Origin of the sequence: Psychrobacter sp. TAE2020 (assembly GCF_018919485.1) — a bacterium.
Lineage (GTDB): Bacteria > Pseudomonadota > Gammaproteobacteria > Pseudomonadales > Moraxellaceae > Psychrobacter.
The window spans coordinates 3,055,442-3,075,462 of record NZ_JAHLMU010000001.1 but is presented as its reverse complement, the minus strand read 5'-3'; the positions used below and the strand labels follow the sequence as shown (position 1 = coordinate 3,075,462).

General features: G+C 42.0%; 15 protein-coding genes, 3 tRNA genes and 1 pseudogene. 12 read left to right on the top strand and 7 right to left on the bottom strand.

The annotated features are described in order from the left end of the window. Positions 1-199 precede the first annotated feature (199 nt). The 4 genes from KPY62_RS12650 to KPY62_RS12635 form a co-directional block, all read right to left on the bottom strand. A complete protein-coding gene (locus tag KPY62_RS12650) occupies positions 200-742 on the bottom strand; it encodes a GlcG/HbpS family heme-binding protein (protein WP_216582757.1) in 543 nt (180 codons plus the stop codon). Between the two features lie 167 nt (positions 743-909). After that, positions 910-2,052 (bottom strand): DUF1365 domain-containing protein, encoded by a 1,143-nt coding sequence (locus tag KPY62_RS12645; protein WP_216582755.1) that lies wholly within the window; start codon positions 2,050-2,052, stop codon positions 910-912. Between the two features lie 70 nt (positions 2,053-2,122). After that, positions 2,123-3,967, bottom strand: coding sequence for an NAD(P)/FAD-dependent oxidoreductase (locus KPY62_RS12640; protein WP_216582753.1), 1,845 nt, complete (start codon positions 3,965-3,967; stop codon positions 2,123-2,125). Positions 3,968-4,244: 277 nt separating this feature from the next. Next, positions 4,245-4,982 carry an SDR family NAD(P)-dependent oxidoreductase gene (locus KPY62_RS12635; protein WP_216582748.1) on the bottom strand — a complete coding sequence of 246 codons (738 nt, stop codon included), beginning with the start codon at positions 4,980-4,982 and terminating at the stop codon, positions 4,245-4,247. 517 nt (positions 4,983-5,499) lie between these two features. Between KPY62_RS12635 and KPY62_RS12630 the strand changes: the two genes are divergently transcribed. The 5 genes from KPY62_RS12630 to KPY62_RS12610 all read left to right on the top strand — a co-directional run bounded on the left by KPY62_RS12630 (position 5,500) and on the right by KPY62_RS12610 (position 9,225). Continuing rightward, positions 5,500-6,717, top strand: a complete 1,218-nt coding sequence (locus KPY62_RS12630) for a pyridoxal phosphate-dependent aminotransferase (protein WP_216582743.1) — start codon at positions 5,500-5,502, stop codon at positions 6,715-6,717. 247 nt (positions 6,718-6,964) lie between these two features. Further along, positions 6,965-7,040, top strand: a tRNA-Asn gene (locus tag KPY62_RS12625). Between the two features lie 369 nt (positions 7,041-7,409). Further along, positions 7,410-7,485 (top strand) — tRNA-Asn (locus KPY62_RS12620). A gap of 260 nt (positions 7,486-7,745) precedes the next feature. Next, positions 7,746-8,075, top strand: coding sequence for a CopG family transcriptional regulator (locus KPY62_RS12615; protein WP_216582741.1), 330 nt, complete (start codon positions 7,746-7,748; stop codon positions 8,073-8,075). A 406-nt stretch (positions 8,076-8,481) separates the two neighbouring features. Continuing rightward, complete coding sequence (locus KPY62_RS12610) at positions 8,482-9,225, top strand: hypothetical protein (protein ID WP_228730692.1); 744 nt, start codon at positions 8,482-8,484, stop codon at positions 9,223-9,225. A gap of 102 nt (positions 9,226-9,327) precedes the next feature. On the opposite strand, the gene KPY62_RS12605 is transcribed toward KPY62_RS12610, so the two are convergent. The 3 genes from KPY62_RS12605 to KPY62_RS12595 form a co-directional block, all read right to left on the bottom strand. Next, a tRNA-Ser gene (locus KPY62_RS12605) sits at positions 9,328-9,418 on the bottom strand. A gap of 155 nt (positions 9,419-9,573) precedes the next feature. Next, complete coding sequence (locus tag KPY62_RS12600; RefSeq protein ID WP_216582739.1) at positions 9,574-10,764, bottom strand: type I glyceraldehyde-3-phosphate dehydrogenase; 1,191 nt, start codon at positions 10,762-10,764, stop codon at positions 9,574-9,576. Between the two features lie 183 nt (positions 10,765-10,947). Then, positions 10,948-12,897: an AAA family ATPase gene (locus tag KPY62_RS12595; RefSeq protein ID WP_216582737.1), complete on the bottom strand. Its 1,950-nt coding sequence runs from the start codon at positions 12,895-12,897 to the stop codon at positions 10,948-10,950. Positions 12,898-13,239: 342 nt separating this feature from the next. Here KPY62_RS12595 and KPY62_RS12590 point away from each other — a divergent pair, with 342 nt between their 5' ends. The 7 genes and pseudogenes from KPY62_RS12590 to KPY62_RS14050 form a co-directional block, all read left to right on the top strand. Beyond that, positions 13,240-14,766 (top strand): aldehyde dehydrogenase family protein, encoded by a 1,527-nt coding sequence (locus KPY62_RS12590; RefSeq protein ID WP_216582735.1) that lies wholly within the window; start codon positions 13,240-13,242, stop codon positions 14,764-14,766. A 97-nt stretch (positions 14,767-14,863) separates the two neighbouring features. Further along, a complete protein-coding gene (gene adhP / locus KPY62_RS12585; protein ID WP_216582733.1) occupies positions 14,864-15,892 on the top strand; it encodes an alcohol dehydrogenase AdhP in 1,029 nt (342 codons plus the stop codon). 165 nt (positions 15,893-16,057) lie between these two features. Next, entirely contained in the window at positions 16,058-16,384 is a 327-nt protein-coding gene (locus tag KPY62_RS12580; RefSeq protein WP_216582731.1) for a DUF779 domain-containing protein, read from the top strand. 143 nt (positions 16,385-16,527) lie between these two features. Continuing rightward, positions 16,528-18,174, top strand: a complete 1,647-nt coding sequence (locus tag KPY62_RS12575) for a GMC family oxidoreductase (RefSeq protein ID WP_216582729.1) — start codon at positions 16,528-16,530, stop codon at positions 18,172-18,174. Positions 18,175-18,695: 521 nt separating this feature from the next. Further along, positions 18,696-19,295: a YceI family protein gene (locus KPY62_RS12570; RefSeq protein WP_216582727.1), complete on the top strand. Its 600-nt coding sequence runs from the start codon at positions 18,696-18,698 to the stop codon at positions 19,293-19,295. Between the two features lie 159 nt (positions 19,296-19,454). Further along, positions 19,455-19,838, top strand: coding sequence for a DUF4424 family protein (locus KPY62_RS12565; protein ID WP_216582725.1), 384 nt, complete (start codon positions 19,455-19,457; stop codon positions 19,836-19,838). Positions 19,839-19,852: 14 nt separating this feature from the next. Then, positions 19,853-19,915: pseudogene (locus KPY62_RS14050) on the top strand (hypothetical protein); the annotation flags it as partial. Between the last annotated feature and the right edge of the window lie 106 nt (positions 19,916-20,021).

Below are 20,021 nucleotides of genomic sequence, written 5' to 3'. Positions count from 1 at the left end.
AACAGCTTAGTACAAAGCTATAGTATGCTAAAGGAAGTATGAAAAAATACATATAAAACAAAGGTAATCAATAATTACAAAGGAAGTAAAAATAAGTGGTAACTACCCTAAGAGTAATTACCACTCGTCTATCTTAATCTTTTATAGTGATTCAATTCTGTCTCACCATTGAGCCTATAGGTAATCAGCGCTCGCTTTACTATTTTTGGTTTGGCAGAACTTTTTCGATACCTTGTAAGGCACAGCTTTCATCTTGTACAGCACCGCCAGCGCCACCACCAGCGATAGCGCCGATTACTTCACCACCAAATTTGATCGGTACACCGCCACCAATAAGTAGTAAGTCATGTACCGTATTTAAGTTGCTTGAATCTGGATTAGCACGAGCATTATCAGCCAAAGTACGCGATGGGGTTTTAGTAGATAGAGCAGTATAGGCTTTGCGAATAGCCGCATCAGTATTGTGCGGACCAACATTATCATCACGTTGTAAAGCTATTAGATTACCAGCACGGTCAACGACTGCTACCACAGCAGACTTACCTTCTGCATGACAAGCTTCCATAGTCGCTTCGACCAACTGATTGGCTAAGGCTAATGAAATATTTGACTGTTGTAATACTAATTTAGATTTGGCAACTGTAGTTGTAGTTGCTGCTACCACATTCGTTGCACTAGCTAATACAGCCGCAGCGAATAAAGCTTTAGATAAATGCTTAGGTAGTTTTGATAAAAGGGTCATAAAAATCCTAGGATTATTGCTTATTTATATAAAAGCACAAGTAAATGAGAACGCACTAAAAGGATACCTTATAACTGTTTAGTTTTAATTATCAAAAATGTAACTAAAGTAAGTGCTGCTAACAAATAGCCTGTGCCAGTTACACATAACAGTCGTAGATTTATTGGTTAGCGCTGTTTAGCTTGCTTACTATCGGCCAACTTTTCATCGTAGCCAACATAAGGTACTTTTTTGATAGCATAGAGTTTAAGGGCCTGCCAGTAGATTCGTGTTAGTGAGGTGGCGTTCATTAGGGGGTTTTTAGCCAAACTGGCCCGAACAGCAGGTGCGCTCATCGGTACTCCGATCATCTTGATACCCGTCTTCAATACCTCACCTCGCACATCACTAATATTAATAGCGATACGAACTTGTAAACCACCTAATAGCGACTTATTAGCTTGAGTGTCAATGTTAGTATTGGCCATTGTATTTTTCAGGGTACTGTTTTTAATATCCTCTAAGGTGTGTTTTATAGAAACTTGCCAGCAATACTGCTGATCGATAGGGTTAAAAGGTGACACATGAAAGTTTTTGTCATGACAAAACTCGCTATCTGCACCCTGTAATAAAAATCCATAATAATGACGCTTATCCCATGGAGTATTAGATACTTCAGCCAATAAATGACTCGGTATTTGCTGCTCATCAAAACCTAAATAAAAATTCACTGGGCTAAAGTACAAACCGGCATTGCGACAAACCACTAAGCCGAGCATATCACCTGTAGGGGCACTACCCGTCTGCTCAATAAATGCCGCATTTAAGCGTGCTAATAGCTGCTCATTGGCTGCTTGCAGTTGCACTTTGTTATAATAGCCAGTATGACGCTGAGCTTTACGCTTATCCTTATCTAGCTCGCCTTGCGGTTCTTCGTTGTCTGGTTGATGTAAATAATCGCTAGGACAAAACTGTTGGATAGCGCTGTGCTTTGCTGAAAATAACGCTAATCCGTTTAGTTTGCTATTAGTAAACAGCCGACTGCTTAGTAATTTAGACGTTAAAGAGTCAGGCCTTACTGTTGGCTCAGTGACTGATGTTGAGTCACTCACACTGTATAACCCTACTTCTGGCAATGGCTGTCCTGTTGCCAGAGCGCTGATATTGACCCCCCAATAGCGATACGGATAAGCAAATTTGTGCGCACTAGGTAGTAGCCGACTGTGCCATGTAGTGCCATGAAACAGTAAATGAGGCAAACTAGGAGCCGAGTCTAAGCAGCTGTTATTGTCTAGTAAAGTATCAGAGGTATAAAAGGTATCAGCACACATAAAACTCTCTCTTATAGCGATATTATTAGCTCAGATTCAAAGTAGGCTGACCTTTATTTGGCTAAACCTTTTATCTAGCTAGAGGTTTTTTATTAATAAGGCGGGCCAGCAATCCTCGTTTTTTCTGCTGAATCATCTTATCGGCAGTAGGTTTTAGAGCCGTTATATAGTCATTTAGCTCTTGGTTAGTAGTCGCAGTGACTACTTGACGCTTGCTAAGCTTACGAGCTGACTTGTCTGCCTTGATAGGTAAGTCTTGATAACGAAAAGGCGTGTGAGCGCTTTCGGCATCGGGTAAGTGACTAGCATCTACCTCATCTTCGATAGTAATAGTACTGCCTAGTGACTGGCAGACTCGTAGGCCGCTGCGTACCCCATCCTCATGAAATCCATTAAACCAGTACGCACCACAAAAGTGGCTATGTGAGCCATTGCCAGAGATCTGTGACCATTGTTTTTGCGCCTCGATCATAGGACTATCAAAGACAGGATGGCTATAATCAATACTCTTAATCACTTGCGCCTTATCAATGCCTTTACTTAATGTCGTATTGAAGGCCGCCGGATTAAGCGTCACTAAATAATTGTGCTGCTTCGTTAAGCGCTGCAAGATATTCATATGATAAGTCAGAACTGGCTTAGTAGCTGGTCTGCTAGCTGGCTGGCTGTTTTCATCGGCTGACTTCTCAAGCAGATAGTTCCAGCTCGCCCAAGCTAATGACCTTTTTGGTAATACGCTACTATCGGTATGCAGTACCGCAGTATTGCTAGTAAAACGGAAATGACTCAATATTTCTGACTCGATATTACTAGCATCAACTAACAAGCGTAGCGCTGTATCAGCGTGACAAGCAAAGATCACCTCATCGAATATAAGGGCTTGTGCTTCACTAGTATTAGCAGTAGGACTGTTGGTGTCCTTGTTAGCTTTGACATTAGTACTGGCAGTATGACTTTCCCTATTAGAGACCGTCTTTATAACGATAGCAACTTTACCATCGTGACGAGTGACTGACTGTACTGGGCTGTTGATCCGTACTGTGCCACCGGCTTTTATAAAGCGTGGAATCAGCTTATTAACATACTGTTTAGAGCCCCCTTTTATGGTGAACCACTGTGGACGATTGACCACATCTAACAAGCCATGATTATCGAAGAATTGCGCAAAGAATACTAAAGGAAAGTCGGCTACTTCCTCTAAGCTAGTTGACCAAATCGCTGAAACCATAGGCAATAGGTAGTTATCGGTAAATAGCTTGCCGTAACGTTTACTGGCTAAATAATCGCCGAGGGTTTGCTCAGTATACTGACTAACGTCTTGCCCTGCCATGCGGTCGCTTTCAAAGTCTCTACGTAACTGCTGGACATGCTTATTAAAGTGCAATATATCTTTTATAAAGCGCCAAAAATTAGGGTTCAATACGTTTTTTCGTTGTGACAATAAAGTATTAAGGGTATGACCATTATATTCAAAATTTCGAGCAGTGTTTTTTACTGAAAAGCTCATATCAGTAGCTTGAAACGGCACCTTTAACTCATGCAGTAAACGAAAAAAGTTCGGATACGTGCGCTCATTAAAGACAATAAAACCCGTATCAATTGCACTTTTTTCTACTTGCTTTGACTTCTTGCCTGCTTGCAACTCGACATCGATAGTATTGACATGACCACCGATATAATCGCTAGCTTCAAACAAGGTTACTTCATGCAGCTTAGCCAAATAGTGAGCACAAGTCAGCCCTGAGACCCCAGAGCCAATGATGGCGACTCGCTTTTTTTGGCCAGCATTACTGACTTTATTATTGCTACTAGCTATGGCGCTTGAAGACTTGCCCTGTTTATCTGTCGCTGCTATGGAAGCCGCTTTGTTAAGCTTATTTTTTTTAGAGTTGATTTTACCACCGATAAACGACATACCGACTTTTCCTTAATTGTCTTTAATTTACCACTCTAGCTAAGCTGGCTGGTTTTAACTTACTAAGACTATGGCTATGGCTATGGCTATGGCTATGGCTATGGCTATGGCTATGGCTATGGCTATGGCTATGGCTATGGCTATATTTCGATCCTTTAAAAAACTATAGTTACAGGGTTTTAAAAGACCAAATATAACTGTGAAACTTATTAGCGCATTTATTGGCAGTTAGAGCACTATAGTAATAATGTGAGCTAACAAACTTGTCATCCGCTAGTTACTTCTTATTAAGCTTTTGACTGACTTGTTGCCAAACCATATCAGGCAGTGTGCCTAAAGTTTTTAGTGGGATGGTTAATTTTTTAGGGAACTCAATGACCTCATTGCCTTTGTTAATACCGGCTCGAATAGCTTGACTGGCCTGTTCTGGGGTTTGTAAAAATGGCATTGGGAAATCATTTTGCTTAGTCATAGGCGTTTCTACAAAACCCGGCACTACTAGGCTCACAGCAACATCGTGCGGTGCTAGACTAATCTGCAAGGTTTTCATCAGATAGTGAATGGCGGCCTTTGAGCTACCATAAGCTTCTGCACGCGCAAAAGGCACATAAGCGGAGGCTGAGCCGATACCAACTAAGCGCCCTTTTGAGGCAATAAGCTTCGGTAAAACACCTTCGATAGCATGCGATAATGTGCCCATATTCACCGACATGACCTTCATAAATACTTCACTATCGAAGTTTGGCATATCCAAATACTCACAAGTACCCGCCCCACAAATTGCTAGATCGATTTGCTCAATTTTTGCAAAAGCGGCAATCACCTTCTGGCGATCCATTAAATCTAGAGCAATAGGTACTGCCCCTAAGTCTTTAAGCTCCGCCAAGGCCTCCTCATCACGCCCAACAGCGTAAACTTTATGACCTGAGCTAAGATAGTCTTTTGCTAACTGCTTACCTATGCCAGAAGTGGCACCGGTAATAACGATGTTGAGCTTATTGCGAGAGTCAGTCATTATAATTCTCCTGTTAGTGGGCGGTTAAGACGGTCACGCTATCTTTCGTTAAGGGTCAAGCCGGCAGAGCTAAATAGCTAAATAGTCTCAACCTTTATTTCTAATTTGACTATGGTTTATCATAGCCAATTAATCTCGAGTGAAGGTGTCGTTATTGTAGTCACTTTGCAGGCAATCATGAGCGGCCAATTATTTGGCCTATAGTTTGAATTCATACTATGAATTTCTGTTTTATATTTACTATAAAACTATGACCGTTTGCCGATATATTGCCCAACTTGGCTACATTGTTTTCTGTCAGTAGCAACTTAAGACAGGGTAATATCTACATGCTACAATATGGCGACCTAAAAACTATAGGGTTATTTACAAGGGTTTCGCCTTGGTTAAAAGGCTCATATTATAGTCTGCTAATTCTGCAGCGCGTTTATGATCTTTTGCCAATATCTAAGTCCCTATAAGCCGTATCTACAGCATCCAAATCCATCCACTTTACTGATTTTTACAAGGATTTCTCATGAGCGAATTGCAACTGTCTGACCGTGTTAACAGTATCAAACCATCCCCTACTCTTGCCATCACTAATAAAGCCTCAGAGCTTAAAGCAGCTGGCAAAGATATCATCGGTTTAGGGGCAGGTGAGCCTGATTTTGATACGCCAGAACACGTTAAACAAGCAGCGATTGAAGCAATTAATAGCGGTTTTACTAAATATACGGCAGTTGATGGTACTCCAGGGCTTAAAAAAGCGATCATCGAGAAGTTCAAACGGGATAACGATATCAGCTATGAGCCCAATGAAATCTTAGTATCCGTAGGGGGAAAACAGTCGTTTTTCAACTTAGCCCAAGCTTTTATTAATGCTGGTGACGAAGTTATTATTCCAGCACCGTATTGGGTCAGCTATCCAGATATGGTTATCATCGCCGAAGGCGTGCCAGTCATCGTTAAATGCCCAGAAGAGCAAGATTTCAAAATCACTCCTGAGCAGTTAGAAGAGGCTATCACTGATAAAACTAAAATGTTAGTACTTAACAGTCCTTCTAACCCAACGGGTATGATTTATAGTTTAGAAGAGCTTAAAGCGCTTGCTGAAGTCCTTAAAAAGCATCCGCATGTCTATGTAGTGTCTGATGATATGTACGAGCATATCCGCTGGACTAAGGACAAGTTCTATAACATCTTAAACGCAGCACCTGAGCTTAAAGAGCGCGCTATTATCTTAAATGGGGTCTCTAAAGCTTATGCAATGACTGGTTGGCGTATCGGCTACGCCGGTGGCCCTGCCAAATTGATTGGTGCGATGAAAAAAGTTCAATCACAGTCTACTTCATGCCCAACTTCAATCAGCCAAGTGGCAGCAGAAGCCGCTATCAGTGGGGATCAAAGCGTATTAGAACCTATGATCGAAGCTTTTGAAAAACGCTGCGACTTAGTAGTGAACGGCTTAAATGCTATCAAAGGTATCACTTGCTTACGTCCGGACGGTGCTTTTTATGTTTACCCTAACATCAAGCCGTTAATTAAAGCTGCTGGCTTATCTTCTTGTACTGAATTCTCAGAATGGTTACTAGAAAAAGTAGGCGTTGCGGTAGTTCCTGGTGATGCTTTTGGTCTAGGTGGTTTTATGCGTATCTCTTATGCCACTGATGAGGCGACTTTAAAAGACGCACTAGCCCGTATCGAGAGCGCAGTTGCCGATCTAGACGTTCCTAGCTTTAAAGTTGTTGAATAACTAGTAGTAGGATTTATCAGCTATTACTACGATAATTGTATCAGGACGCCCTAAATGGGGCGTCTTTTTTTGCTGAATATTAAGTCATTAAAATCAATGGATTAACTAGCTAGAGGGATTAATAAATCCTAAAAATATTTAAAAGGGAAAAAAAAGGCTTGACCTATTTTTTATCTTTGCTAGAATACGCCCCACTTAGCAACAACTCATAACAGCGGTTACTAAGCTTAAGGTAATAACCTTTTATTCCTCAATAGCTCAGTTGGTAGAGCGTCGGACTGTTAATCCGTGTGTCCCTGGTTCGAGCCCAGGTTGAGGAGCCAAATTTTAGCAGTTATTTATTAGCTGCATTGAATCATATTTGATTCGATTATGGCATATGCCAAGACCCTCATCACTTTGATGGGGGTTTTTTTATGGCTATTTTTTACAGTTGTTGCTTACCGTTATCTTTTATTAGATATCACCCTGCCTATACAGGCTATTTATTAACTTTAAACTACTCTGCTACCACCTCGCTATTTAAGGTTTTCGCCTTATAAAAGCGAATTATTACCAGCTACAGCTAGTTTTTTATAATTAATGCATTAATAAGGTTGACAGTCTGTGCCTACTTGGCTAAAATGTGCCTCACGTAACGAGGACTAGATCATATTTCTGCGTCTATTAAGTTCTTAGTTATGACCAGTTATTCCTCAATAGCTCAGTTGGTAGAGCGTCGGACTGTTAATCCGTGTGTCCCTGGTTCGAGCCCAGGTTGAGGAGCCATATTATAAAAAACCTTCATCAAACTATGATGAAGGTTTTTTTATGGCTGCTATTTTAGCGGCTGCAGTATTTTTTTGTCTGATTTTGTTGTATGGTAACTAAGAGCTGTTTATTAGCACCTTTATTCATACTGTATATTTTATGGCGCAGTCTCAATATATTTGAGACTACCAATTCAATAGCTGCCTAAAGTATAGTGGTAGCTACCACCATTTTCGCTGAAGATATTTATTCCTACTCATCAATAGTAATGGTTTATTATGATACCTGTACGTATAAAAAATAAGTTCTCTGATCATCCGCAAAAAGTCATGCGCCCTATTAGTATTCGTCTATCTGAGGAGATGATTGAGCTATTGACCGCTACTTCATCAGAGCTTGGTTTTAAACGTATCCAAGGTTTGATTCGCTTGTATATTCGTCAAGGTCTCGATCGTGACCATCAGGACTATACCTTAGCGCATGACGAGGTATTTATTGAGACTCTACGTAAGCGCGGAGTTAGCCAACGTATCATCGATGAAGCTATCGTCATAACTCACAATAACAACATTACTCACCCTCTATCTGAGCTACAAGACTCCAAGTGATAGCTGTAGCTGAGTGTTATCTATTGCTGTCAAATTTAGGCATAGGTATAGGCATACGTACAATTACAATGAGCGTCTCAAAAAGATAAATAATAAGGCTAAGTTTGCTTAATAGTGCTTAGCCTTTTGTTTGTCTATCTTTTGATAAATTTAGCCATTTAAAGCTAGTAGCAAACTAAGGCACCTACCTAGATAATTCAACAAAATATATAGTTACAGCTAAATGCTAAAAACACGGTATATTGAATAGCAGCAGCAAAATATCTAGATGCTACTTATGGTTACTGATTTAAAAGAATTATTGATTTAACTGAATATTGAATATACTTAGCATCATCTTGAACCGCTTAATACCCGTAAATAATAAAGCACTGGCAAAAGCTAATAATAATTTATAAGGAGAGTGATGATGGCGGTCTTAAAACAAGGTTTGGCTACGGCATTACTACTCGCTTGCGGTTTAGCATTAATACCAGCCATCAGTGGCTGCTCGACGTCAGAATCCGATCCTAGCAAACAAACCATTCCTACTGACTCTAATCAGTGGCAAAAAAAGCTCGGCGATACTTTTGAGAAGCTCTCTGAGGCCGATAGAGGTCTGCTTAGCCGCTATATGATACGTATGAAGCTAAGTGATGCTTATGAGTCAGGAGCCATGCCAAGTACGACGATAAAGCAGGCCTTAGTGCAGCAGCGCGAGTATGAGCGTCTGCATCCTAATAATCCAACTGGTAAAAAGAGTCCTGTAGGCGCTAGCCAGACAGTAGCTAAAGTTGATACTCAGATTTATCCTATCGCCCTACTCTCGGTTAAAACTAGTGATAACGATAGCTTAACTCAAGTCAAGCTATCGTTTATGCTATCCAATCATGGCACTGTGCCTATCAAGAGTTTTAAAGGTAAGCTGCTAATGAAAGATGCTAAGCTTACTAAGGGCAAACGCTTTAATGTCCCCCTTACTCTGTTTGAAACTCCTATTACCCCTGAGCAGTCAGGTAAGATCATTATTGAAAGCAGTATCGAAGATATCAATGTGATGCGCGCTATTAAAAACGCGCAAGACGTAACCATTGAAATAACTGAAGGTACGCTAACTTTGGCTGATGGGCAAAAGATAGAGTTCGCTGAAAAGCTGATACCTCGAAGCTAAAAACCTTCTTACATACATTTATTAGCTAATAAAAGCACAGAAAAAAAGCCCCAGTCAAATAATGACTAGGGCTTTTTAATTATACTAAGTACTACTTAAATTTGGCGGAGACGGAGAGATTCGAACTCTCGAAGGGCTATTAACCCTTGTCGGTTTTCAAGACCGGTGCATTCAACCGCTCTGCCACGTCTCCATTTGTGCATCATTATAGCGATATGAAATGAGAATGCAAGAGGTTAAATAAAAAAAGTGAAATTATTTTGCGAATAGGCATTATTTATTAGCTTATTGCCGACTTTAGGCCTGTCTACTGGACATTTAGTAGTCAAATACCGGTTTAACAACCTTCTATTTAGTATCGGCTTGTTTGCTAGAGGAAAGATGCAAGCACATATCGAGTAGACGATTAGCATAACCCCATTCATTATCATACCAAGCAAACACTTTATACTGAGTGCCAACTTGCATCAGCTGCTGACCATCGATAATCAGCGATTCGGTTTGATGGATAAAGTCACTGGATACCAAAGGCTCATCGGTATAGGCCATGATATTGATTAAATGGGCTTGGCTAGCTGATTTAAGGACTTCACGCATATCTTCTACAGTGACATCTGCTTTGCCAAATACAAACGTTACATCGATAGCCGCCACATCAATAGTTGGCACTCGAATGGAATGACCATTTATTTTGCCTATCATCGCTGGTAGTACCCGCTCAGTCGCTGCAATGCTACTAGAAGTAGTCGGGATAATATTATAGCCTGAAGCCCGTGCGCGTCTTAAGTCACGATGGGCTTGATCTAGCACCGTCTGATCAGCAGTAACCGCATGAATCTCAGTCATCATCGCTGACTCTACCCCAAAGGCTTTATCTAAAGTGTCAATCAGCGGCACTAGGGCTTGAGTAGTACAAGAGACACTAGAGATAATCGGCAGATCCAAAGTCAGCTCATCGCTGTTAACACCCATAATAATACAAGCATCGACATCATCGAAGGGCGCGGCTCCTATGATGACTTGTTTCGCACCTGATGCGATGTGCAAACTCGCTTGTTCGTAAGAGCGAAAATTTCCGGTACACTCCAGTACTACATCGATATCGAGGTCATCCCAAGGTAGCATCTTTGGATCACTTCTCGAGAGCAAGCGAATACAATAAGTTAAATCATTTTTGCTTAAACACAGCTCAATCTCATTCTTTGCGCTGGGAGATAGTTTTTGCTGCTTATCAGTAATGCCGTTTTGGACAATTTTGGCATCAATACCCAGTCGGCTCAAACGCCCATGAGTACTATCAAACTTTAATAAATGCAGTAAGGTTTCAGCGGGTGCCAAATCGTTAATTGCCACTACATGAATCGATCGACCTAGCACTTCAAATCGCTCAAGTAGTGCACGTAATACGTTTCGGCCTATACGTCCAAAGCCATTAATAGCGATACGTAGGGGCTTAGTATTCCCACCTGTGGCACGCAGAGATGAGTTATCGGAGTCACTATTGACACGGCGATAGGTAGCGTTGGCAAAATCAGACATAACAAAGGATCACTATAGAGAAAGGGCGAAAGAACCGAGATTGTCGAAGAATAGAGCTCGAGGCTGAGCAACCGCTTGGTTGTTAGCGCACAAGCTTGTATACAGGCAGAGATATAAAATAGCTGTCTATCAAGATGCTGATAGACAAGTGCCTAGCGATAACAATATCTAATTATAAAGGCCTTAAGGGGTGATAAAAATCAGCGCCAAACGAATGGTGTTGTAATCGACGTTTTGTTTAAGGTAATCATAAATAGGTCGCAGCTTGGCAGTACCATCATCATTGAAATCATTAGGATTATTAGCAACTTTGATGGCCACGTAAGCATTACCAACAGCAGTCATTATCTCATCATTAGGGCGTAGATGATCGCAAGCAAGGCTAGGGTCTTGGTGTTTCAGCTCACTAATATGGCGCATAATAGTCGATTGTGCAAGCTCTCTCGACTCTGCAATCTCTGCAATAGTTAGGCTTTCCTCTAACAACTGCCGTGTCACTAGCAAAGTGCCGTCGGATTTATCAGCGACTTGATTGCCCTGCTTTTGCTTTTTATCTTGCAGTTGTTGCTGCTGCTCACGGCGTTTCTTTTGCAAAGTGGCATAAGCATCAATAATAGTTTGATTGTTCGTGCCGCCTGATTTTGTGACAAATTTTTCATGGTTTTGCTGCATGCTTTTTTCATCGAGCATAGCATAGTTAGCATCCGCTTCCGCTGAAAGCGCTAAGAAGCGTTTATCAGCCCCACGTGCCAATGGATCTAGCTGCAAGCTCATATTATTCATGCCTAGTAACTGCAAGCCTGCTAGCGACTTAAGGCGTGATAGTGCTACATAGCCTTGTCCCAGCTCAAAGGTACGTGATAGATCGATCTCAGCGGCGTCCAATGTCATTCCTTGCGACTTATGGATAGTAATCGCCCAAGCTAGACATAGCGGCACTTGCTGGTAGCTTGCCAGCACCTCGCCAGTTTCATCTTCAATAATCCACTCTTCAGGCTCAGCTATCACTTCACGCCCCGAATTCAACCTTACTACTGGCATTTTTTGGCTAGTTGGCTGTTTGCTGATGGCTTTTGCTGCTTTTTTTGCTTGCGGCTCAACAATACTATCGCTCTTATCATCATCACTAGCTACGACGGTTTCTTTACTCTCTAACGCATGGCTTATAGCATCTTTTTCAGCTTTTGCTTTAGCATGACTATCATCAACTTTTACAGTGGCATAGCCAATCAGCTCGCCCATAGTGCCGTTTGAAACGTTGAGCTCCGTGTTGTTTTTGATAAACATAACTTTCGCGCCCACTTTGAGTACCAACTCATCTTGGGTGCGTACCGTTTTTTTCAAAGTTTCGACTAGCTTTTCTTCACCAATAGAAATAGCCTCGTAACGCTTCATCTCGCCAGACAGCTCAGCGAGCTCTTTATCGTTTATCTTATTGACGTTGAGATTGTGAGTATATAGCCGAGTGCGCTTGATATCGACATCTTGATCATAAGTAGCTTCTAGAGCTGCAATAGCCTCAAAGCTCACTTCTTGGCGACGAATTTGGTTGAGAATGTCATCCAAGTCCAGACCGCCATTAGCAGCTTCACTGACTTGTCGATGCTGCTCGCTTAAATAGCAGATATGAAACTGCGCATCCAGCCAAGCCTCTGACATAAAGGCAAACTTCTCACGGTTACTCTCACCCCTACTACCGATAGGCGGCAACTGAAAAAAGTCTCCGGCGACTACTACTTGTATACCACCAAAGGGTTGATCGCTTTTACGCACATGCTTGAGCACTTGATTGACTAGATTAAGCTGCTTGGCATGCAACATCGATACCTCATCAATGATTAATACTGCGGTCTCTTTAAGTCTGTCTGCCAAAAACTGCTTACGAGCTAGAGTGGTTAAATCCCGCTCTGATAGCTCATCTTTGATCCCTATGCCCGACCAGCTATGAATAGTAGTGCCACTCATGTGAGTGGCGGCAATACCAGTGCTAGCGGTAACCGCTACAGACACACGCCGAGCACGCAAATAATTAATATATTGGTTGAGGGTATAAGTCTTACCGGAACCTGCTGAGCCAGTCAAAAAAACATTTTGACCTGTTTGTAAAATATCAAGAGCGGATGATTGACGCATATATCTAAACCAATTAATAAGCTGATGAGAAGAAAACGGCTATCAGCAAATCAATAACTGTAATAGCCTAAAATATTTGCTAACAATTATAACAGCTACCTGACCTTTGCAAACTACTTTAAGCGGATAGTCATACATAACTTAAATTTATGTATCATTAGGTGAAATATTATTAAAAGTAACTATCGCTCTATATCAAAGCTGAGTACGATAGAGCTATTGCTTGATCAGGAAGATCTAGTAGTCAGTGCATAGGTATTTATTTTTATAAGGTTTTAAACAGCCACTCAATAACTACTCATGCTCTTGTTTTACCTTATATAACGCAACAAGGAGAAGTTAATGTTATACCCTTATCCTAATACTGCAGACAGTACCGTCCATTTCCGTGAAAAATACGATAACTTTATTAATGGCGAATGGGTAGCTCCTATCGATGGTGAGTATTTCGATAACCCCAGTCCCATTAATGGTAAGACTATCTGTCAGGTAGCCCGCTCCAAAGCCGCTGATATTGAAAAAGCCCTAGATGCCGCTCACGCCGCAAAAGATGCTTGGGGAAAAACCAGCGTTACTGAACGTGCCAATCTACTGCTGAAAATCGCTGATAGTATGGAGGCTAACTTAGAGTCTATCGCTATTGCCGAATGCTACGAGAACGGTAAACCGGTTCGCGAAACCCTTATCGCTGACATTCCATTAGCCATCGACCATTTCCGCTATTTTGCCAGCGCCATTCGTGCTCAAGAAGGGGGTATTAGTCAAATAGATGAAGACACAGTTGCCTATCATTTCCACGAACCACTTGGTGTCGTCGGTCAAATTATTCCGTGGAACTTCCCTATCTTAATGGCCGTATGGAAACTGGCTCCTGCGCTTGCTGCTGGTAACTGTGTGGTATTAAAACCTGCTGAACAAACACCAGCCTCTATTCTTTATATGCTGGATATCATAGGTATGGCAGATATCTTACCTAAAGGCGTTCTCAACGTCGTCAATGGCTTTGGTGTTGAAGCCGGTAAGCCGCTAGCCTCTAACCCACGTATCAATAAAGTTGCCTTTACTGGTGAGACCACTACTGGTCGCCTGATTATGCAGTACGCCAGTGAAAACATTATCCCAGTAACTTTAGAGCTTGGCGGTAAGAGCCCAAATATATTCTTCGCCGATATTATGGATGAAGATGACGACTTCTTAGACAAAGCAGTGGAAGGCTTAGTCATGTTCGCACTTAACCAAGGTGAAGTCTGTACTTGTCCTTCACGCGCTTTAGTACACGAAAGCATCTATGATGAGTTTATCAAGCGCTGTATCGCTCGTGTTAAAGCTATCAAAATGGGTAACCCACTAGACACCGAAACCATGATTGGCGCACAAGCTAGCTCAGATCAATTAGAGAAGATATTATCTTACCTCGATATCGGCAAAAAAGAAGGCGCTAAAATTCTAGTTGGCGGTGAACAAGCTAAGCATGAAGGCGAGAACTCAGAGGGCTATTATGTACAGCCGACGATCTTTGAGGGCACCAACGACATGCGAGTGTTCCAAGAAGAGATCTTTGGTCCAGTACTGGCGGTCACTACCTTTAAAGATGACGAAGAAGCTATGAGCATTGCCAATGACACTTTGTACGGTCTAGGCGCTGGGGTTTGGACTCGTAGCGTACATAAGGCCTATCGCTTCGGCCGTGGTGTTCAAGCGGGCCGCGTATGGACCAACTGTTATCACATCTATCCTGCTCACTCTGCATTTGGTGGTTACAAGCAGTCAGGTATTGGCCGAGAAAACCATCTAATGATGCTTGACCATTATCAACAAACCAAAAACATGCTGGTCTCTTATAGTCCAAAGGCGATGGGTTTTTTCTAAGCTTTTTGCTTGAGCTGTATTATTGAGCAAGTCCTGGAATTACGAAGTAGGTGTTTTTTAATGATTAAAACTGAAAAAAATAACTAGGAGTAATATCGTGAGCAATAAAATGAAAGCAGCAGTGTTACATGAGTTTGGTCAAGCCTTGGAGATTGAAGAAGTGGATATCCCAACCCCAGGTGCTGGCGAAATCTTAGTAAAGATGCAAGCATCAGGCGTTTGTCATACTGACTTGCACGCTATCGAAGGCGATTGGCCAGTCAAACCTAGTCCACCTTTTATCCCTGGACACGAAGGCGTAGGACTGATAACTGCCGTTGGCGAAGGTGTCACTCATGTCAAAGAGGGCGATCGAGTTGGGGTTGCTTGGCTGTACTCCGCTTGTGGTCACTGTACCCATTGTCTAGGTGGCTGGGAAACTCTGTGTGAGAGTCAAGAAAACTCTGGCTATTCAGTTAATGGGAGCTTTGCAGAATATGTATTAGCCAATGCCAACTATGTCGGCATTATCCCTGATAGCGTTGACTCCGTTGAAATTGCGCCAGTTCTATGCGCAGGTGTTACGGTATATAAAGGTCTTAAAATGACTGAAGCTCGCCCAGGGGATTGGGTGGTGATTTCAGGTATTGGCGGACTGGGTCACATGGCGGTGCAGTATGCTATTGCTATGGGATTAAATGTCGCTGCTGTAGATATAGATGATGAAAAGCTAGATTTTGCTAAAAAGCTAGGGGCTACTGTTACCGTTAATGCTAAAAACACTGATCCTGGTGAATATCTAAAACAAGAGATTGGTGGTGCTCATGGGGTGCTAGTGACTGCGGTATCGGCTATAGCGTTTGATCAAGCTCTTAGTATGGTACGACGTGGTGGTACGGTAGTGTTTAATGGTCTGCCAACAGGGGATTTCCCAGTATCGATCTTCGATACGGTTCTGAATGGTATTACTATTCGCGGCTCAATTGTTGGTACGCGTCTGGACTTGCAAGAGTCATTAAACATGGCAGCAGCAGGCAAAGTAAAAGCTACTGTGACCGCTGAACCGTTAGAGAATATCAATGATATTTTTGAGCGTATGCGTCAGGGAAAAATCGAAGGTCGGATTGTTATCGACTACACTATGTAAGCATTTAAGCCGTCGGTATCTGTATAGATACATTCCATCATAAATAATGGGTCGTATTATTTCTAGTGACATGCTATTAATGGTGTAACTGGATTTGATGCGACCTTTTTTATTAACTATTCATATTAATAATTAATAAGCACTTTTAATGACAAGGAAACTGTTATGAGACTCACCGCTACCCAATCTTGCGAAGCACTGATTGAGCTACTAAAATCTAAGCATGGCGAGCTGATGTTTCATCAATCAGGCGGCTGCTGTGATGGCAGCTCTCCTATGTGTTATCCATTAGGCGAGTTCAAAGTAGGCGGTCAAGATGTCCTACTCGGTGAGCTGGCTGGCTGTCCTTTTTATATGGGTAAAGCACAATATAAACTCTGGCAGCATACTGATTTAACCATCGATGTAGTCAATGGTCGTGGGGCAAGCTTTTCGTTAGAAATACCAGAGGGCAAACGTTTTATAGTACGCTCAGAGGTATGTGCACTATGAGGTTATTTGCGCAAATAAGTAGACCGTAGTGAATATTTACAAGTAGACACTGCTGTGGTCAATGGTTCAACACGCCCTATTTTAATGAAATAAATACAGTATACGACCAGCTTAATTAGCAGGGACGCTACGAGGAATAAAAAATGGATTTTGATTATGTCATTGTAGGGGGCGGTTCAGCAGGTTGTGTACTCGCCAGCCGTCTTACAGAAAACCCAGATATCAGTGTCTGTCTACTAGAGTATGGTGGAGATGGCAAAGATTTAGCAGTGCGGGTGCCTGCTGGTCTCATCCTGTTAGTACCCGGAAAGCCGCTAAAATTAAACAATTGGTGCTTCCATACTACCCCACAAACTCATCTAAACGATCGGCGTGGCTTTCAACCTCGTGGACAGTGTTTAGGAGGCTCATCGGCTATTAATGCGATGGTTTATACTCGTGGTAGTCCGCTAGATTATGAGCGTTGGGTCGAACAAGGCTGCGTAGGTTGGGGGTTCGACGACTTACTACCCTATTTTATAAAAGCTGAAAACAATGTCCGTGGTGGCGATGACTTGCATGGTGATAGTGGGCCATTAAATGTCAGTGATCTGTTGAGCCCTCGCGATATCTCTAAAGCTTTTGTGCAGGCTGGCATCGCTAACGGACTCGAGCACAACCAAGACTTCAATGGCCCTAAACAAGAAGGCGTAGGTCTATATCAAGTTACCCACTTTCATGGAGAAAAACAAGGCCAACGCTGTTCAGCAGCAGCAGCTTACCTTCATCCAGTACAAGAGCGCCCGAACTTGACCGTTGTCACTCATGCGCAAGTCAATCGAGTAATCATCGAGGATCATAAAGCCACTGGCGTTATCTACGAAAAACACGGTGCTGAGCAAATTGTCAATGCCCGTCACGAAGTTATCCTGTCTGGCGGTAGCTTTGGCTCGCCTAAAGTGCTGATGCTATCTGGTATTGGGCCAAAAGCTCAGCTTGAAGCTTTAGATATAAAAGTAGTCGTAGATGCCCCTGAAGTAGGTGAAAACCTACAAGACCATTTGGATGTAGTGTTTGATTATGAAGTCAATACCACTGACGTATTCGGCGTTGGCACTATCGCTGGGATGAACTTCTTTAAGGCCATGCGGCAATGGCGTAAAGATGGCACTGGTCTGCTATCGACGAACTACGCTGAAGGGGGCGCATTCTTTAGCGTTGGTGATGCGCCGCAAGAGTGGCCGAATACTCAACTGCATTTCGCCATAGCTCGAGTGATGAATCATGGCCGTGATCTCAAACGTGGCTACGCCGTCTCTTGTCACGCTTGTTACTTACGTCCAGAGAGTCGTGGCACGGTCAAGCTCGCCTCTAATGACCCCGCTGCTGCACCGCTAATTGATCCAAACTACCTGTCACATCCCAAAGATGTGGAATATATGATCGCAGGTGCCGAGCGTACTCGCGCTATCATGGCGGAGGCGCCCATGGCTAAGTATATTACCGAAGACTATCCTGCTCCTTATATCGAAAAAGACGGTATGCTTAGTTTTATTCGCAATAGATCAGATACTATTTATCATCCTGTCGGTACTTGCCGTATGGGTGCTGATGAGCAGTCAGTAGTTGATCTAGAGTTAAAAGTCAGAGGCGTAAGTGGATTGCGAGTCATTGATGCCTCTATCATGCCCACGCTAATCAGTGCTAATACCAATGCGCCGACTATCATGATCGCTGAAAAGTTAGCAGATATTATTAAGGCGGAATATATCAGTGCTACTGAATCTATAGAGCAGTCAGTTCCAGCCTAGTTTCTTTAGCTGTTTCAAGGTATAGAAAGTATAAGGGTTGGTCATAACAGGGCGAACCCTTATTGTTTAATGGCAGTCTGATAGTATTTAGCCAATGTCAAATGGCATTATCTAACGTTAGTCGAATGACTACTTTGATGATAGCCGCGCTTAAGATACCTCTAAAGATAACTCTTATAGAAGTTAGTTTTATCAGCATAAGTTTTATATTATCAAAAACGTATAGCAAATAAGACCTTAGCTCTGTAATATTTGCTATATTTATTGAATTATTTAAGCCTTAAACCTTAGCCTCCAAAGGTTAAGCACCAGTCAGTCATAGCCATAGCCCATTAGCGGTTTGCTACTACTGCACAGTTGTCATAAGATATAACTTTAATAATACAGGGCAACCAAATAGGTGTAGTACGCTAGCGCCTTATTACTGGCTTTAAAAAGACTATTAAGTTTTTATAGCCTTATAGAGATCACTTTATCTTTGCCTACCTGCTAACTTTAATATTGCTTCTTGGAACATTCGTATGAATACCCTTACTACCTCTTTACTCAAGACCACCTTAACTGCCAGTTTATTACTCTCATTACCAATGATGGGGTTAGCCGCAACGCCACAAAAATGGAAGTTAGATGTCCCAAAAACTAATGTAGATTTTCAGGTGGCTTATTTGGGAAAAGGTTCTGTTGAAGGTCAGTTTCATAAGATGGATGGTGCTATCAATTATGATGTAAAAAATCCTACTAACACCACCATTAACTTCACCGTAAATACTAACAGTGTTGATGCTGGTGGCAATCTGCGCAATGCTTTTTTACGTCGCAAAGAGCTGCTTAACAGTGCCCAATATCCTACTATGACTTTTGTCTCAAAAAAGGTCAGCATGATTAATGCTAAAGAGGCTAATGTCACTGGTGATTTTACGGTACTGGGTCAGACTAAACCTCTAACCGTAAAAGTTACTCTAACAGATGTGGTAAATGATCCTGCGACTAAAAAACCTATCTTAAAATTCAAAGCGACAGGGTTAATCAATCGATATACTTATGGGGTCACGGCTTTTCCAAAAGTGATCGGCAATATGATCCCGCTTGAGATATCAGGCAATCTTATCGCTGCTAACTAATTTTAAATGGCTTAAAAAAAACAATAAAAAAAGAGTGGCTAGGATTATGTTGTAGTCACTCTTTTTTTGTCTTAAATTAGCCACTATTAAACCGTACGGCGAACACTATTCGGTATAAACTATTTAGTCTTATACCTAAAAATAGCAAGGATGCCTACTATGCTAAATAATAATAAGTTGATTAAGTCGTGCCTTAATGCAAGCCTTAAGCTCGCCTGCACAGCTGTACTAGCCATAACGACAGCACAAGCCAACGACTCTACAGGTTATGTAGGTACAGGCGGCGTTGCTTACCTTAAAAACAAAAATATCAGTATGCACAGCGAAGATTTATACATTTCTAAAGATAAGATTCGGGTCAATTATGAGTTTAAAAACTTAAGCAATAAAGATATCACCGAGACGGTATTATTCCCTATGCCTGCTGCGCCCTCACGATTAGAGAGTGACTTTGCAGATACTACTAAGCTGGTTGATAGCTTTAAGATTGTGAGCAATGGCAAGCCTATTGCTGGAGAGGTAAGGGTAAAGTTAAGAAGGTAGGCCCGACGACGTTTGAGATTAAAGAGACTAATTTTGTTCCCACCCATGATTTTGAGGTGGCTTTTATTTGGCGGTAGTTGGTTTACAAGCAAGAGGATAAAAAGATGAGCCTCTAGATAGGTGTTCTTTAATAGTCGTGAAATATGCGAGGCATGGGCTATTAATTTTTAATGATCTTTGCCT

Excerpts from the sequence above, each read along its gene's own strand:
- KPY62_RS12650 (WP_216582757.1), bottom strand. The coding sequence starts at position 742 with ATGACCCTTTTATCAAAACTACCTAAGCATTTATCTAAAGCTTTATTC.
- KPY62_RS12645 (WP_216582755.1), bottom strand. The coding sequence starts at position 2,052 with ATGTGTGCTGATACCTTTTATACCTCTGATACTTTACTAGACAATAAC.
- KPY62_RS12640 (WP_216582753.1), bottom strand. The coding sequence starts at position 3,967 with ATGTCGTTTATCGGTGGTAAAATCAACTCTAAAAAAAATAAGCTTAAC.
- KPY62_RS12635 (WP_216582748.1), bottom strand. The coding sequence starts at position 4,982 with ATGACTGACTCTCGCAATAAGCTCAACATCGTTATTACCGGTGCCACT.
- KPY62_RS12630 (WP_216582743.1), top strand. The coding sequence starts at position 5,500 with ATGAGCGAATTGCAACTGTCTGACCGTGTTAACAGTATCAAACCATCC.
- KPY62_RS12615 (WP_216582741.1), top strand. The coding sequence starts at position 7,746 with ATGATACCTGTACGTATAAAAAATAAGTTCTCTGATCATCCGCAAAAA.
- KPY62_RS12610 (WP_228730692.1), top strand. The coding sequence starts at position 8,482 with ATGATGGCGGTCTTAAAACAAGGTTTGGCTACGGCATTACTACTCGCT.
- KPY62_RS12600 (WP_216582739.1), bottom strand. The coding sequence starts at position 10,764 with ATGTCTGATTTTGCCAACGCTACCTATCGCCGTGTCAATAGTGACTCC.
- KPY62_RS12595 (WP_216582737.1), bottom strand. The coding sequence starts at position 12,897 with ATGCGTCAATCATCCGCTCTTGATATTTTACAAACAGGTCAAAATGTT.
- KPY62_RS12590 (WP_216582735.1), top strand. The coding sequence starts at position 13,240 with ATGTTATACCCTTATCCTAATACTGCAGACAGTACCGTCCATTTCCGT.
- KPY62_RS12580 (WP_216582731.1), top strand. The coding sequence starts at position 16,058 with ATGAGACTCACCGCTACCCAATCTTGCGAAGCACTGATTGAGCTACTA.
- KPY62_RS12575 (WP_216582729.1), top strand. The coding sequence starts at position 16,528 with ATGGATTTTGATTATGTCATTGTAGGGGGCGGTTCAGCAGGTTGTGTA.
- KPY62_RS12570 (WP_216582727.1), top strand. The coding sequence starts at position 18,696 with ATGAATACCCTTACTACCTCTTTACTCAAGACCACCTTAACTGCCAGT.
- KPY62_RS12565 (WP_216582725.1), top strand. The coding sequence starts at position 19,455 with ATGCTAAATAATAATAAGTTGATTAAGTCGTGCCTTAATGCAAGCCTT.